The organism is Iodidimonas gelatinilytica, from assembly GCF_008579125.1.
Classification (GTDB): Bacteria; Pseudomonadota; Alphaproteobacteria; order Sphingomonadales; family Rhodothalassiaceae; genus Iodidimonas; species Iodidimonas muriae.
Window position 1 is genome coordinate 1 of sequence record NZ_BKCL01000019.1, and the last position, 15,784, is coordinate 15,784.

Genomic DNA, 15,784 nt, shown 5'->3' on the forward strand with positions numbered 1-15,784 from the left:
AAAAAAGCTTGACAGTTCGGCGTCAAAACCGGACTTAAGGGCCCCGATCAAGGATGGGGATGGTTCGATGCCGTCCCCATCAGTTTTTCGGGGAAACGATATGGAGCGCTGTTTAATCAAGAATTAGGTTGAACAGCTGATCCTGTCGCGCTAAATCCCCTCCATCGTTCATTCCATGGGATGTGCGATGGCGTGAAGGAGTGTAGCTCAATTGGTAGAGCACCGGTCTCCAAAACCGGGGGTTGTGAGTTCGAGTCTCGCCACTCCTGCCAGCGTCGGCGGATCGTTCATTGTAGCAAGGTTTAAGGCCAAGCTGCGTATCTGGTAGCTTTGGATAACGAAACGGACGAACACATGGCCAAGACAAGCCCTGCACAGTTTGTGCGGCAGGTGCGCCAAGAGCTAGACAAGGTGACGTGGCCATCACGTCGCGAAACGTCGATTACCACCGTGATGGTTGGCATCATGGTTGCCCTTACCTCTGTCTTTTTCGTCATTGTGGATATAGGACTGTCCTGGGGTGTGAAGACGATTCTCGGTCTTGGAGGATAATTGAAGTGGCTACTCCGCGCTGGTACATCATCCACGCCTATTCCGGATTCGAGAAAAAGGTTGCCGAATCGATCAAGGAGCAGGCCGAGACTCAGGGTCTTGAGCCGCTGATCGAAGAGGTCATCGTTCCCACCGAAGAGGTGGTCGAGATGCGAAAAGGCCAAAAGCGCACATCGGAGCGGAAATTTTTCCCCGGTTATGTGCTGGCCAAAATGGAAATGACCGAACAGACCTATCATCTGGTCAAGAACACGGCAAAGGTGACGGGATTTTTGGGGCCGCAGGGCCGTCCAACGCCGATCAGTCAGGCGGAAGCCGACCGTATCCTTCATCAAGTGAAGGAAGGGGTCGAGCGTCCCCGGCCAACGATCCAGTTTGAAGTGGGTGAAGAAGTCCGCGTCAAGGAAGGGCCGTTTGCGTCGTTTAACGGCATGGTCGAAGAAGTGGACGAAGAGCGGGCCCGGCTCAAGGTGTCGGTGTCGATCTTTGGTCGCGCCACTCCGGTGGAATTGGAATACACTCAGGTGGAAAAATCCTGATTGTTTTGAGCTGGCGGGCGGTTTAAGGCTGCGCGTCGGTTTTCATTGTGCGGGAGGTCAGCCATGACCGCTACCGCATCCCTTTCGAAACGGTGCCCGGCCTATCCGGGTTGAGAGGACGTGTAATGGCGAAGAAAATTACCGGCTATATCAAGCTGCAAGTGCCTGCCGGCGCTGCCAATCCGTCGCCGCCCATTGGGCCGGCGCTCGGTCAGCGTGGCGTGAACATCATGGAATTCTGTAAGGCGTTCAATGCCTCTACCGACAAGATGGAAAAAGGGATGCCCATCCCTACCGTCATCACGGTGTATCAGGATCGGTCCTTCACTTTCGTGACGAAAACCCCTCCTGCCAGCTATTTCCTGAAGCGGGCCGCCAATGTGAAAAAAGGCGGATCGACTCCGGGGAAAGAATCTGCGGGTACGGTGAGCGCGGATCAGATCCGTGAAATTGCCGAAGCGAAAATGAAAGATCTGAATGCTCATGATGTGGACCAGGCGATGAAGATCGTTGCCGGTTCCGCACGGTCCATGGGCCTGACTGTGGAGGGGATGTAAGATGGCGCGTCAGTCCAAGCGTATGAAGTCCGCTCTTGAGCAGGTTGACCGGTTGAAAGAATACAGCATCGTGGAAGCCGTTGGCATTCTGCAGTCGGTGAAGACCACCAAATTCGATGAAACCGTTGAGGTTGCCATGAATTTGGGTGTCGATCCGCGTCATGCCGATCAGATGGTGCGCGGCGTTGTCTCTTTGCCGCACGGCACCGGTAAAACCATGCGGGTTGCGGTGTTCGCCAAAGGTCCGAAAGCCGAAGAAGCCGAAGCGGCTGGTGCCGATCGGGTGGGCGCAGACGATCTGGCCGAAGAATTTGCCAATGGCAATATTGATTTCGATCGCATCATCGCCACGCCGGATATGATGGCTGTGGTAGGCAAGCTGGGTCGCGTTCTGGGGCCCAAGGGCCTGATGCCGAACCCCAAGCTGGGCACAGTGACCATGGATGTCAAAAAAGCCGTGTCCGATGCCAAAGCCGGTCAGGTGCAGTACCGCGTTGAAAAGGCCGGGATCGTGCATGCCGGTGTTGGCAAGCTGAGCTTTGATGCCGCCAAGATCGAAGAGAATGTGCAAGCATTTGTCGATGCCATCATCAAGCAAAGCCGGCGGGTGCCAAAGGCAATTACCTGAAGCGGGTGGCGATCACCTCTTCCATGGGCCCGGGCTTGAAGATTTCGGTGTCCAGTCTGAGCTGATCGGCTGAGAGATCGATGAGATTACCAGATGCGGGCTGTATTCCGCGTCTGGTGCAAAGGGGCCGGTGATCGGTTGATCCCGGTTCTTCTGTCCAAGATTGCAGGGGTTTGATGCTTTTCGTGTGATCGGGTCGTTTTGGCGGCTTGGTGAGGGGCTGAAAACTTAATCGAAAGCGCGCAAGCGTTCCTGCATGAGACGGGGTGACGGCGGTCCAAATGGATGTCCATCGGGCCGAATGCGGTGTTCCACAATGCCTTTTATGGTGAGTGTGGGTGCCATAACCCCCGGACAGCGAGTGGCATGTGAAGGTTTCGCATGTCTGGTGCAATCGGGAAGGCGTTGGCCTTTCCCAGAAGGAGGCGAGAAGTGGATCGAGCCCAAAAGAAGGCGCTGGTCGCGTCCATGAAGGACGTATTCTCTGCTGCCCCCGTTGTAGTGGTTGCCCACTATAAAGGGCTTTCGGTAGCGGAAATGTCCGATCTTCGCGTGCGTCTGCGCGAGGTTGGGGCCGACTTTAAAGTGACCAAGAACCGGCTCACCAAGCTCGCGCTTCAAGGCACCCCGTCGGAGGCGATTTCGGACCTGTTCACAGGCCCGACAGCCATTGGCTACTCCGACGATCCGGTGGCGGCACCCAAAGTGCTCGCCAAGTTCGCCAAGCAGAATGACAAGCTGGTTATTCTGGGTGGCGTGCTGGACGGCAGTGCTCTCGACGCCGATGGCGTCAAGGCTCTGGCCGAACTGCCTTCGCTCGATGAATTGCGCGGCAAGTTGGTTGGTCTGTTGCAGACCCCGGCAAGTCGTATTGCGAGCGTATTGCAGGCCCCCGGCGGACAGGTCGCGCGCGTCCTGGCCGCTCATGCCGAGAAGCAAGAAGCTGCGTGAGCATCTAATTAACCGATGGAATGAGACCCGATACGGGTCATATGGAGTTATATAATGGCTGCTGATCTTGAAAAGATTGTCGAAGAACTGTCCGCACTGACCGTTATGGAAGCTGCTGAGCTGTCCAAACTTCTCGAAGAGAAGTGGGGCGTGTCCGCTGCTGCTCCGGTTGCTGTTGCTGCTGCTGGTGCCGCCGGTGGTGCCGATGCCGCTGAAGAAAAGACGGAATTCGACGTTATTCTGACCGCCGCTGGCGATAAGAAAATCAACGTGATTAAAGAAGTTCGTGCCATCACCGGTCTTGGTCTTAAAGAAGCCAAAGATCTGGTTGAAGGTGCCCCCAAAGCGGTTAAAGAAGCCGCAAGCAAAGAAGAAGCTGATAAGATCAAGGCGCAACTTGAAGGTGCCGGCGCATCTGTCGAGCTTAAATAACGTCTCGCGGACACGCGCGATGTTCGGGCTGGGGGCGCTTAATCGTCCCCGGCCCGTAGGTGTCTCTTTAGACGCCGGGGCTTTCTGAAACGGAAGCACGGAAGGTGAGGCCGCCATCTTTGGTGGATCGCCAAAAGAATTTTATGATGCCGGGGCCGGCTTCTCCGTAATGGGTGATGTGGTCCGGGCGGCAGGCGAATGGCACAGGGCTGTTCGTTTATGAGCGCAAGCGAAGCGAGGGCGTAGCATGGCGACTTCTTTCACTGGTCGTAAGCGGGTTCGCAAGAACTTCGGCCACATCCCCGAAGTGACGGAGATGCCCAATCTGATCCAGGTGCAGCGGGCATCTTATGATCAATTCTTCAAGGCGGGCGCGACCGAAGAGGAGCGGAAGGCTTCCGGTCTGGAAAGTGTTCTGCAATCGGTGTTCCCGATTACGGATTTTTCCAATACCGCATCTTTGGAATATGTGCGGTACGAGCTGGAAGGCCCGAAATACGATTTTGACGAGTGCCGCGCGCGCGGGATGACGCTGGCCGCCCCTTTGCGTGTGACCCTGCGCCTGATCGTTTTTGAAGTTGATCCCGATACGGAAGCCCGGTCTGTGCTCGATATCAAAGAGCAAGACGTTTATATGGGCGATATGCCTTTGATGACCAAGAACGGCACTTTTGTCGTGAATGGTACAGAGCGCGTTATCGTTTCCCAGATGCACCGCAGTCCCGGCGTGTTTTTCGACCATGACAAAGGCAAGACCCACAGCTCCGGCAAATTCCTGTTTGCCGCCCGGGTGATTCCTTATCGTGGTTCGTGGCTCGATTTCGAATTCGACGGCAAGGACATTGTGAATGTCCGCATCGACCGTCGCCGTAAATTGCCGGCCACGGTTTTGCTTTATGCCTTGGGTATGTCGTCGGAAGACATCCTGCATTATTTCTATGACAGTGTTGCCTATGAGCGCACCGAACAGGGCTGGAAAGTGCCGTTTGTCGCGGACAAATGGCGCGGCGCCAAGCCCGGCTATGATGTGGTTGATGCGGATTCCGGCGAAGTGGTGATCGAAGCCGGCAAAAAGGTAACGCCGCGTCTGGCCAAGAAATTGGAAAAAGACGGCGTCAAAGCACTTTTGGTTCCCGCCGAGGAAATCATTGGCCGCTTTGCTGCGGATGATCTGATCGACGAACAGACCGGTGCGATTTATATCGAGGCCGGTGAAGAAATTACCGAAGAACATCTGTCGAGCCTTTATGAAGCAGGCTTTGAAGAGCTGCGTGTGCTCGATATCGACAATATGTCCGTCGGCCCATGGGTGCGGAACACCCTGCAGGTGGATAAAGTCGAAGGCTATGAGCAGGCCCTGGCCGAAATCTATAAGGTGATGCGTCCGGGCGAACCGCCGACCAAGGAAACGGCGGAAGCGCTGTTTGATGGCCTGTTCTTTGATTCGGAACGCTATGATCTGTCCGCCGTTGGCCGCGTGAAGATGAATATGCGTCTTGGTCTGGATGCGGAAGACACTGTGCGCGTTTTGCGCAAGGAAGACATTCTGTCTGTCTTGAAGCATCTGGTGGACCTGAAAGATGGTCGCGGCGAAGTGGACGATATTGACCATCTGGGCAATCGTCGCCTGCGTTCTGTGGGGGAATTGCTGGAAAACCAGTATCGCGTTGGCTTGTTGCGCATGGAGCGTGCCATCCGTGAACGTATGTCCTCTGTGGATATCGACACGGTGATGCCCCACGATCTGATCAATGCCAAGCCGGCTGTTGCCGCGGTGCGGGAATTCTTCGGTAGCTCGCAGCTGTCGCAGTTCATGGACCAAACCAATCCGCTGGGTGAAATCACCCATAAGCGTCGCTTGTCGGCGCTTGGGCCGGGCGGTTTGACCCGTGAGCGTGCAGGCTTCGAGGTGCGCGATGTGCATCCCACCCATTATGGCCGCATCTGCCCCATTGAAACGCCGGAAGGGCCGAATATTGGTCTGATCAACTCGCTGGCCACCTATGCGCGGGTGAATAAATACGGTTTCATTGAAACTCCTTACCGCGAGGTCAAGGACGGGGTGGTGACCGATAATGTGGTCTATCTGTCCGCGATGGAAGAAAGCCGCCACACCATTGCACAGGCCAATGCGGAGCTGGATGAAAACAACCGCTTTGTTTCCGATCTTGTCTCCACCCGGTGCGCCAGCGAATTCATGCTGGCCCCTCCCGAGCAGATCACCTTGATGGACGTCAGCCCCAAACAGTTGGTTTCCGTTGCGGCGGCGCTTATTCCCTTTCTGGAAAACGATGACGCCAACCGCGCCCTGATGGGATCGAACATGCAGCGTCAGGCCGTGCCTTTGGTGCGTGCAGAAGCGCCGTTTGTCGGCACCGGCATGGAAAAAGTGGTGGCGCAGGATTCGGGTGCCTCTATCGCTGCGCGCCGGACGGGTATCGTCGATCAGGTGGACGCCATGCGTATCGTTGTGCGTGCCACTGAAGATGTGGGGCCGGGCGATCCGGGCGTTGATATCTACCGCCTGTCCAAGTTCCAGCGGTCCAACCAGAACACCGCCATCAACCAGCGTCCGCTGGTGCGTAAGGGCGATGTGGTGGCCAAGAACGACATCATCGCCGATGGTCCGTCGACGGATCTGGGGGAATTGGCTCTGGGCCGCAATGTGCTCGTGGCCTTCATGCCCTGGAATGGCTACAACTTCGAAGATTCGATCCTGTTGTCTGAGCGGATCGTGAAAGAAGATGTGTTCACCTCGATCCATATCGAGGAATTCGAGGTGATGGCCCGCGATACCAAATTGGGTCCGGAAGAAATTACCCGCGATATTCCCAATGTGGGTGAAGAAGGTCTGCGCAATCTGGATGAAGCGGGCATCGTTTATATCGGTGCCGAGGTCCATCCGGGCGACATTTTGGTGGGCAAGATCACCCCCAAGGGTGAAAGCCCGATGACGCCGGAAGAAAAGCTTCTGCGCGCCATCTTTGGCGAAAAGGCCTCCGATGTACGGGATACCTCCATGCGCTTGCCGCCGGGTGTTGCCGGAACCGTGGTGGAAGTGCGGGTGTTCAACCGTCATGGCGTTGAAAAAGACGAGCGTGCGTTGTCTATCGAACGTCAAGAAATCGAACGTCTGCAAAAAGACCGTGACGATGAACGCGCCATTTTGGAGCGCAACATCTTTGCCCGTTTGAGTGACCTGATTGTCGGCCATACGGTGAGTGCCGGCACCAAGGACATGAAAAAAGGCACCCTGGTTACGCAAGAGGGCTTTGAAGCGCTGTCGCACAAGGATCGTTGGAGCATTGCCGTCGATGATGACGATGTGATGACGGAAATTGAAGCGCTGAAGAAGCAATATGACGAATCGCGTGCCAATCTGCAGAACCGCTTTGAAGAAAAAGTGGACAAGCTGCAGCGGGGCGATGAAATGCCGCCGGGTGTCTTGAAAATGGTCAAGGTGTTCGTGGCCGTGAAGCGGAAAATGCAACCGGGCGACAAGATGGCCGGTCGCCATGGCAATAAGGGTGTGGTCTCCCGCATTCTGCCCAATGAAGACATGCCGTTCCTTGAGGATGGGTCGCCGGTGGATATCGTTCTCAATCCGCTGGGTGTGCCTTCGCGCATGAATGTGGGGCAGATTTTGGAAACCCATCTGGGTTGGGCCAGCCGCGGTCTTGGGCGCCAGATCAATCAGCTGGTCGAAGCCTATAACGACAATGTCGAAGAAAAGACCAAGGTTGTCTCTGATATCCGCGGGCGCTTGGAAGGCATTTATGGCAAAGAGCAGTATGAAGCCGATATCAATGTCTTGACCGACAGTGAAGTGGTGGAGCTGGCGGGCAATATGTCTTATGGCGTGCCCTTTGCGACACCGGTATTCGATGGTGCCGTTGAGGCGGACATCTGCGACATGCTGAAACGGGCCGGGCTGGACGAATCCGGGCAGGTTGATCTCTATGATGGCCGCACCGGGGAACAGTTCGATCGTAAGGTGACCGTGGGCTATATTTATATGCTCAAATTGCACCATCTGGTGGATGACAAGATCCACGGACGGTCAATCGGTCCGTACAGCCTTGTGACGCAGCAGCCGCTTGGCGGTAAGGCGCAATTCGGTGGTCAGCGCTTTGGCGAGATGGAGGTGTGGGCCTTGCAGGCTTATGGCGCCGCCTATACCTTGCAGGAAATGCTGACAGTGAAATCCGATGATGTGGCCGGCCGTACCAAGGTTTATGAAGCCATTGTCAAGGGTGACGACACCTTTGAAGCAGGTATCCCCGAATCCTTCAATGTGCTTGTGAAGGAAATGCGGAGCCTTGGCCTTAATGTCGAGCTTCTGTCGAGCGATCAAGACCAGAGCTAACAAGCCCGGACGGCGGTTTCGCCGTCCGCGGTTACACCCAATAACGGGCAGCCTCAAGCTGGGAAGCGTTCTGAGATGAATCAGGAATTGATGAATTTCTTCAACCCGGGCCAAAAGCCGGAGAGCTTTGATCGAATCAAGATCTCGCTCGCCAGCCCCGAACGGATCCGGTCATGGTCGTTCGGCGAAATCAAAAAGCCCGAGACGATCAACTACCGCACGTTCAAGCCGGAACGGGATGGCCTGTTCTGTGCACGGATCTTTGGCCCGATCAAGGATTATGAATGCTTGTGCGGCAAGTACAAGCGGATGAAATATCGCGGCATTATCTGCGAAAAATGCGGCGTGGAAGTTACCTTGTCGAAGGTGCGCCGCGAACGTATGGGGCATATTGAACTGGCCGCGCCGGTGGCGCATATCTGGTTCTTGAAGTCCTTGCCGTCGCGGATCGGCTTGTTGCTCGATATGATGCTCAAGGATCTGGAGCGCGTGCTCTATTTCGAAAGCTTCATTGTTATCGAGCCGGGCCTGACGCCACTTAAAAAATACCAGCTCCTGACGGAAGAAGATTTCTACCGGGCGCAGGATGAATATGGCGAAGACAGCTTCACCGCCGGAATCGGTGCCGAAGCGATCCGTTCCATGATGGAAACGCTGGATCTGGAAGCCGAGCGGGAAACCCTGCTGAAAGACCTGGCGGAAACCAAATCCGAACTCAAGCCCAAGAAGATCGTCAAGCGTCTGAAGGTCATTGAAAGCTTCATCGAATCGGGCAACCGCCCCGAATGGATGATCATGACCATCATCCCGGTGATCCCGCCTGAGCTGCGCCCGTTGGTGCCGCTGGATGGTGGCCGATTCGCCACCTCGGATCTGAACGATCTCTATCGCCGGGTGATCAACCGTAACAACCGTTTGAAGCGGCTGATCGAGCTGCGTGCGCCGGATATCATCATCCGCAATGAAAAGCGCATGCTGCAAGAAGCGGTGGATGCGCTGTTCGATAACGGTCGTCGCGGCCGTACCATCACCGGCAATAACAAGCGGCCTTTGAAATCCCTCAGCGATATGCTGAAGGGCAAGCAAGGCCGTTTCCGCCAGAACTTGCTGGGTAAGCGCGTCGATTATTCCGGCCGTTCGGTGATCGTTGTCGGTCCCGAACTGAAGCTGCATCAATGCGGCCTGCCCAAGAAAATGGCCTTGGAACTGTTCAAGCCGTTTATCTACGCGCGCCTCGACAAGAAAGGCATCGCCACCACTATCAAGCAGGCGAAAAAGCTGGTTGAAAAAGAGCGCCGCGAGGTTTGGGATATCCTTGATGAGGTGATCCGTGAACATCCGGTGATGCTTAACCGCGCGCCGACCCTGCATAGACTTGGTATTCAGGCGTTCGAACCGGTGCTGATCGAAGGCAAGGCGATCCAGCTTCATCCGCTGGTCTGCGCCGCTTTCAACGCCGATTTCGATGGCGACCAGATGGCCGTGCATGTGCCTTTGTCTTTGGAAGCACAGCTTGAAGCCCGCGTGTTGATGATGTCCACCAACAACATCCTCAGCCCGGCCAATGGCAAGCCGATCATCGTGCCCAGCCAGGATATTGTGCTTGGTCTTTATTATATCACCATCGAGCGCGAGAACGAGCCGGGCGAAGGCATGGCATTTGCCTCGCTTGAAGAAATCCAATATGCGCTGGATACGGGCGTGGTGACCTTGCACACCAAAATTCAGGCCCGTGTCGATACGGTGGATGAAGAGGGCAACCCCGTCACCCGCCGCGTACAATCCACACCGGGCCGTATGTTGCTGTCGCAGCATCTTCCGAAGAACAAGAATATCCCGTTCTCGACCATCAACAAATTGATGACCAAGCGCGAGATTACGGAAGTGATCGACGTGGTCTATCGCCATTGTGGCCAGAAGCAGACGGTTCTGTTTGCCGACGGCATCATGGCGCTGGGCTTTGCCCATGCGTGCCGCGCCGGGATTTCCTTTGGTAAGGATGACATGGTCATTCCGCATACCAAGGAAAAGCTGGTCGACGAGACCAAGGCTCTGGTGAAAGAGTATGAAGAGCAGTATCAGGACGGCTTCATCACTCAGGGTGAGAAATACAACAAGGTGGTGGATGCCTGGGCGCAATGCACAGACAAAGTCGCCGATGAAATGATGCAGGAGATCTCGGCACGGCGCATCGATAAGGTGACGGGCCGTGAAATGCAGATCAATTCCATCTATATGATGGCCCATTCCGGGGCCCGTGGTTCACCCGCCCAGATGAAGCAGCTTGCCGGGATGCGCGGCCTGATGGCCAAGCCGTCCGGTGAGATCATCGAAACGCCGATCATCTCGAACTTTAAAGAAGGTCTGTCGGTGCTCGAATACTTTAATTCGAGCCATGGCGCCCGTAAGGGTCTTGCGGATACGGCCTTGAAGACCGCCAATTCCGGTTATCTCACCCGTCGTCTGGTGGATGTGAGCCAGGATTGCGTCATCGTCGAGCATGATTGCGGCACCGAACAGGGCCTTGAGCTTACGGAGGTGGTGGAATCGGGCGAGACGATCGTCTCGTTGTCCGAGCGAATTCTTGGCCGCACGGCTGCCGTGGATATCATGCATCCGGTGTCGGGCGATCTGCTGTTGAAAGCCGGTACGCCGCTCAATGAAGCCGAGGTGGACCTGATCGACCAGGCCGGGATCACCACAGTGCGTATTCGCTCGGTGCTTACCTGCGAAACGCGCGGCGGGACCTGTGCCTTGTGCTATGGCCGTGATCTGGCTCGCGGAACGCCGGTGAATATGGGCGAAGCGGTCGGCGTGATCGCAGCCCAGTCCATCGGTGAACCGGGAACCCAGCTCACCATGCGGACGTTCCATATCGGCGGGACGGCAACGGTGTCCGAACAGTCGTCTTTGGAAGCCAGCTATGATGCCACCATTCGTCTGGATAATTTGAACGTGGTGGAGGATTCCAAGGGACGGCACATTGTCATGGGCCGGACTCTGGAAATCGTGCTCATCGATGCCGAAGGCCGGGCGCGGGCATCGCACCGGATTCCATTCGGCGCGCGTCTGATGGTCACCGACGGTCAGAAGATCAAGAAAGGCGCCAAGCTGTGTGAATGGGATCCTTATACCATCCCCATCATCACGGAAAAATCCGGCGTCATTCGCATGCTCGATCTGATCGAAGGCGTGTCCGTGAAAGACGTGGTGGATGAAGCCACAGGGATTACCTCGAAAGTGGTGATGGATTGGCGCTCTTCACCCAAGGGCGGGGATCTGCGGCCGCGTTTGACACTGCGTGACGAGAATGACGAAGTGGTTGAACTGAGCAATGGCACCGAAGCTCGCTATTTCATGTCGGTGGATGCCATTCTGTCCGTTGAAGACGGGCAGCGGGTCAGTGCCGGTGATGTGATTGCACGTATCCCCCGCGAAGCGGCGAAAACCCGCGATATCACCGGGGGGCTGCCGCGGGTGGCGGAGCTGTTTGAAGCCCGTCGTCCCAAGGAACATGCGATCATCGCCGAAAAAGACGGCACGGTGGAATTCGGTCGCGATTTCAAGAACAAGCGCCGAATCGTCATCCGTCCTACTGATGACAGCGATGAACCGGTCGAATATCTGGTGCCGAAGGGCAAGCATATTTCCGTGCGGGAAGGCGATCATATCCGCAAGGGTGAATATCTTCTGGATGGCAATCCGGCCCCCCATGACATTCTCGAAGTCATGGGTCCGGCAGCCTCACAGCCTATCTGGTGCAGGAAATCCAGGAGGTCTATCGTCTGCAGGGTGTGAAGATCAACGATAAGCACATCGAGGTGATCGTTCGTCAGATGCTGCAAAAAATCGAGATCCTGCATCCGGGCGAATCGACCTTCCTGCTGGGCGAGCAGGTGGACCGCGAGGACTTCCAGGCGCAGAATGAAGCGCTGGAGAAGGCCGGGCGTTTGCCGGCACGCGGCAAGCCTGTCTTGCTGGGGATCACCAAGGCCAGCCTGCAAACACGCTCCTTCATCTCGGCCGCATCGTTCCAGGAAACCACGCGCGTCCTTACCGAAGCATCGGTTGCGGGCAAGGTGGATAATCTTGTGGGCCTGAAGGAAAATGTGATTGTCGGGCGCTTGATCCCGGCGGGTACAGGGGCCGTGATGCGCCGGTTGAAAAATGAAGCCGGGCGTCGCGATCAGGAATTCCGCCTGAAGCAACAAGCGGAGCAGGAAGCGGCACAGCTGGTGGCAGATGCCGCGAAAAGTGCCGCGGACGACTCCGGCGCTGAAGGCGGTGTCGCAGAAGTCTGAGATTTGCATTCCCTTTTGCGAGTCCTTTGAAATAAAAGAGCGGGTGCCGGATTGAATTCGGCACCCGTTTTGTATGCGCCGGGCGTTTAGGCTTGTTTCTCTATGATTCACAAGGTGTTACGGCAAAAAACATGGGAGCCGTCGCCTGCCTACAAATTGCCCCGTTATTTCGGTTGACGCTAGGCAGGGGCGTGCATATAGTGCGCACCTCGCTCGGGCCCGGGTGGTGGTATCAAGTCATGCCAGACACCGGTGTCGTACGAGCTTAAAGCGAATTACTTTTACTGGGCTTACTGGTTGCCGAAAATCTCTGGCGGCAAAGTGCCGGGGAGGTTACGGCTGCATTTTATGTGGTCATGATTGATCCGTTGACCGGGCTCCAGAAAACAGTGTGGAAGAAGAGGACGCATGCCGACTATCAATCAGCTGGTGCGCAAGCCACGGAAGGCGCCCGTGAAGCGCAATAAGGTGCCTGCCCTTGAGGCGTGCCCGCAAAAACGCGGTGTTTGCACGCGCGTGTATACGACCACCCCGAAGAAGCCGAACTCGGCGCTGCGTAAGGTGGCCCGTGTCCGTCTGACAAACTCGATCGAAGTGTCCAGTTATATCCCTGGTGAGGGGCATAATCTGCAAGAGCATTCGGTCGTCCTGATCCGCGGTGGCCGCGTGAAGGATTTGCCCGGTGTCCGCTATCACATTCTACGTGGTGTGCTGGATACCCAGGGCGTGTCCGATCGTCGTCAGAGCCGGTCGAAATACGGCGCGAAGCGTCCGAAATAAGAGGATAGAGCGATGTCCCGTCGTCATCGTGCGGAAAAACGCGAAATTTTGCCCGACCCGAAATTCGGGGATGTGGTGTTAACGAAATTCGTCAACAGTCTGATGTTTGACGGCAAAAAATCTGTTGCCGAAACCATCGTCTATGGCGCGTTCGATCAAGTCGAGGCCCGTGCAAAAACGGAGCCTCTTCCTGTGTTTCATGAAGCCCTCGACAATGTGAAGCCCGCCATTGAAGTGCGGTCGCGTCGCGTTGGTGGTGCCACCTATCAGGTGCCCGTTGAGGTGCGTTCGGATCGTGCGCAGGCTCTGGCTATTCGTTGGCTCATTGGTGCGGCGAGAAAACGCAGCGAGAAAACCATGGGCGAGCGCCTGGCGAATGAGTTGCTGGATGCGTCGAACAATCGTGGTGCTGCCGTAAAGAAGCGTGAAGACACGCATCGTATGGCCGACGCCAACAAAGCCTTTTCGCATTATCGCTGGTAATTCAGCGCCGTCCCTACCAGACAGAGAGCTTGTCAAGTCATGTCACGTCAGACGCCCCTCGATCGGTATCGCAATATCGGCATCATGGCTCACATCGATGCCGGTAAGACCACGACAACCGAGCGGATTCTTTATTACACGGGCCGGTCGCACAAGATCGGCGAAGTGCATGAAGGCGCCGCCACCATGGACTGGATGGAGCAGGAGCAGGAGCGTGGCATCACCATCACCTCTGCTGCGACCACCTGTTTTTGGAAAGATCATCGCATCAATATCATTGATACGCCGGGCCATGTGGACTTCACCATTGAAGTCGAGCGGTCCTTGCGTGTTCTGGATGGTGCCGTTGCGGTGTTCGATTCGGTTGCCGGTGTGGAGCCGCAGTCGGAAACGGTGTGGCGTCAGGCGGATAAGTACAAAGTTCCGCGCATGTGTTTCGTCAACAAGATGGACCGCATGGGTGCGAATTTCGCCCGCTGTGTCGAGATGTTCAAAACCCGCCTTGGTGCAAAGCCGCTGGTGACCCAGTTGCCTATCGGTGCCGAGTCGGATTTCGTTGGTCTTGTTGACTTGATCAGCATGAAGGCTTTCATCTGGCATGATGAATCGCTGGGTGCGGAATGGGATGTGAAAGACATTCCTGCCGACATGGCCGATGATGCCGAGTTGGCCCGTCAGGAAATGATCGAGACGGCTGTCGAGGTTGATGAAGCCTTGATGGAAAAGTATCTCGAGGGTGAAGAGCCGAGCGTGGATGAGCTGAAGGCTGCCATTCGCAAAGGCACGATCGGTCTGGATTTCGTTCCGGTTCTGTGCGGTTCTTCTTTCAAGAACAAGGGTGTTCAGGCATTGTTGGATGCGGTGGTGGATTATATGCCGTCACCCACGGAAGTGCCGAGCATTAAGGGCGTCTCCGTTGACGATCCTGATGTTGCGATGGTCCGCAAGTCGTCTGATGACGAACCTTTTGCGGCTTTGGCCTTCAAGATCATGAACGACCCGTTCGTGGGATCGTTGACCTTCTGCCGTATTTATTCGGGCAAGCTCAGCCGCTCCGATCAGGTGGCCAATACGGTCAAAGGCAAGCGCGAAAAAATTGGCCGTATGCTGCAAATGCACGCCAATTCCCGTGAAGAGCTGGAAGAAGCTTATGCTGGCGACATCGTGGCACTTGCTGGCCTGAAAGATACCACCACCGGGGATACATTGTGCGCACCCAATGCGCCGATCATCCTTGAGCGGATGGAATTCCCTGATCCGGTGATTTCCGTTGCGGTGGAACCGAAAACCAAAGCCGACCAAGAAAAAATGGGCATCGCACTCAATCGTTTGGCGGCAGAAGATCCCAGCTTCCGGGTACGTTCCGATGAAGAATCCGGGCAGACCGTGATCGCTGGCATGGGCGAGCTTCATCTGGATATCCTGATCGATCGCATGAAGCGGGAATTCAAGGTCGAAGCCAATGTGGGCGCACCTCAGGTGGCCTATCGCGAAACCTTCGCCCGTGAAGTTGAAGTTGATTATACCCACAAGAAACAGTCCGGTGGGTCCGGTCAGTTCGCTCGTGTCAAGATGATCGTGTCTCCTGGCGAGCGCGGCGAAGGTCTTGAATTTGTTGATGAGATCAAGGGCGGCAACATTCCCCGTGAATATATTCCGGGTGTTGCCAAGGGGATCAAGGATGTGGCCGAATCCGGCGCCTTGATCGGCTTCCCGATCATCGACTTCAAGGTGCGCCTGATCGATGGGGCCTATCATGATGTGGACTCCAGTGTTCTGGCCTTTGAAATTGCCGGTCGTGCGGGGCTGCGTGAAGCAGCATCCAAAGCCGGGATCAAGTTGCTCGAGCCGATGATGAAGGTCGAAGTGGTCACGCCTGAAGAATATATGGGCGATGTGATCGGCGATCTGAATTCCCGGCGCGGTCAAATTCAGGGAACGGAAGCGCGCGGCGTTGCTCAGGTTGTTGAAGCAATGGTGCCGCTGGCAAATATGTTCGGCTATGTGAACCAGCTTCGCTCGTTCAGTCAGGGCCGGGCCCAATATACGATGCAATTCAGCCACTATGATGAAGTTCCCAACGCAGTGGCCGAAGAAGTGAAAGCCAAACTTGCTGGTTAATCAGCAAGAAGAACTGCACATGCGCCGCAGGAGATTTCTGCGGTGCCTCTAGCAAGGATTGAAGGATAAAAAAA

Annotated in this window: 9 protein-coding genes, 1 tRNA gene and 2 pseudogenes; all 12 read left to right on the forward strand. The window is 55.8% G+C overall.

Going from position 1 to position 15,784, the window contains the following annotated elements; translation table 11 throughout:
* Positions 1-196: 196 nt before the first annotated feature.
* A tRNA-Trp gene (locus JCM17844_RS13640) sits at positions 197-272 on the forward strand.
* Between the two features lie 82 nt (positions 273-354).
* Positions 355-552 (forward strand): preprotein translocase subunit SecE, encoded by a 198-nt coding sequence (secE, locus tag JCM17844_RS13645; protein ID WP_150001456.1) that lies wholly within the window; start codon positions 355-357, stop codon positions 550-552.
* A gap of 5 nt (positions 553-557) precedes the next feature.
* Positions 558-1,091, forward strand: coding sequence for a transcription termination/antitermination protein NusG (nusG, locus tag JCM17844_RS13650; protein WP_150001457.1), 534 nt, complete (start codon positions 558-560; stop codon positions 1,089-1,091).
* 125 nt (positions 1,092-1,216) lie between these two features.
* On the forward strand, positions 1,217-1,648 hold the full coding sequence (gene rplK / locus JCM17844_RS13655; protein WP_150001458.1) for a 50S ribosomal protein L11: 432 nt from the start codon (positions 1,217-1,219) through the stop codon (positions 1,646-1,648).
* Position 1,649: 1 nt separating this feature from the next.
* A pseudogene (gene rplA, locus JCM17844_RS13660) lies at positions 1,650-2,341 on the forward strand (50S ribosomal protein L1).
* Positions 2,342-2,708: 367 nt separating this feature from the next.
* Positions 2,709-3,227 (forward strand): 50S ribosomal protein L10, encoded by a 519-nt coding sequence (gene rplJ / locus JCM17844_RS13665; RefSeq protein ID WP_150001459.1) that lies wholly within the window; start codon positions 2,709-2,711, stop codon positions 3,225-3,227.
* A gap of 54 nt (positions 3,228-3,281) precedes the next feature.
* Positions 3,282-3,659: a 50S ribosomal protein L7/L12 gene (gene rplL, locus JCM17844_RS13670; RefSeq protein ID WP_150001460.1), complete on the forward strand. Its 378-nt coding sequence runs from the start codon at positions 3,282-3,284 to the stop codon at positions 3,657-3,659.
* Between the two features lie 247 nt (positions 3,660-3,906).
* Positions 3,907-8,025 carry a DNA-directed RNA polymerase subunit beta gene (gene rpoB, locus JCM17844_RS13675; protein WP_150001461.1) on the forward strand — a complete coding sequence of 1,373 codons (4,119 nt, stop codon included), beginning with the start codon at positions 3,907-3,909 and terminating at the stop codon, positions 8,023-8,025.
* A 75-nt stretch (positions 8,026-8,100) separates the two neighbouring features.
* Positions 8,101-12,326: pseudogene (gene rpoC / locus JCM17844_RS13680) on the forward strand (DNA-directed RNA polymerase subunit beta').
* A gap of 408 nt (positions 12,327-12,734) precedes the next feature.
* Entirely contained in the window at positions 12,735-13,106 is a 372-nt protein-coding gene (rpsL, locus tag JCM17844_RS13685; protein ID WP_150001462.1) for a 30S ribosomal protein S12, read from the forward strand.
* Between the two features lie 12 nt (positions 13,107-13,118).
* Positions 13,119-13,589: a 30S ribosomal protein S7 gene (gene rpsG / locus JCM17844_RS13690; RefSeq protein ID WP_150001463.1), complete on the forward strand. Its 471-nt coding sequence runs from the start codon at positions 13,119-13,121 to the stop codon at positions 13,587-13,589.
* A gap of 39 nt (positions 13,590-13,628) precedes the next feature.
* The gene (gene fusA, locus JCM17844_RS13695) at positions 13,629-15,710 is read left to right on the forward strand and encodes an elongation factor G (RefSeq protein ID WP_150001464.1); all 2,082 of its coding nucleotides are present in this window, start codon (positions 13,629-13,631) and stop codon (positions 15,708-15,710) included.
* The last annotated feature ends 74 nt before the right edge of the window (positions 15,711-15,784 follow it).

What these genes read in the sequence shown, in the direction of transcription:
- rpoB (WP_150001461.1), top strand. Translation starts at nt 3,907, where the DNA reads ATGGCGACTTCTTTCACTGGTCGTAAGCGGGTTCGCAAGAACTTCGGC.
- rplK (WP_150001458.1), top strand. Translation starts at nt 1,217, where the DNA reads ATGGCGAAGAAAATTACCGGCTATATCAAGCTGCAAGTGCCTGCCGGC.
- fusA (WP_150001464.1), top strand. Translation starts at nt 13,629, where the DNA reads ATGTCACGTCAGACGCCCCTCGATCGGTATCGCAATATCGGCATCATG.
- secE (WP_150001456.1), top strand. Translation starts at nt 355, where the DNA reads ATGGCCAAGACAAGCCCTGCACAGTTTGTGCGGCAGGTGCGCCAAGAG.
- rplL (WP_150001460.1), top strand. Translation starts at nt 3,282, where the DNA reads ATGGCTGCTGATCTTGAAAAGATTGTCGAAGAACTGTCCGCACTGACC.
- rpsL (WP_150001462.1), top strand. Translation starts at nt 12,735, where the DNA reads ATGCCGACTATCAATCAGCTGGTGCGCAAGCCACGGAAGGCGCCCGTG.
- rpsG (WP_150001463.1), top strand. Translation starts at nt 13,119, where the DNA reads ATGTCCCGTCGTCATCGTGCGGAAAAACGCGAAATTTTGCCCGACCCG.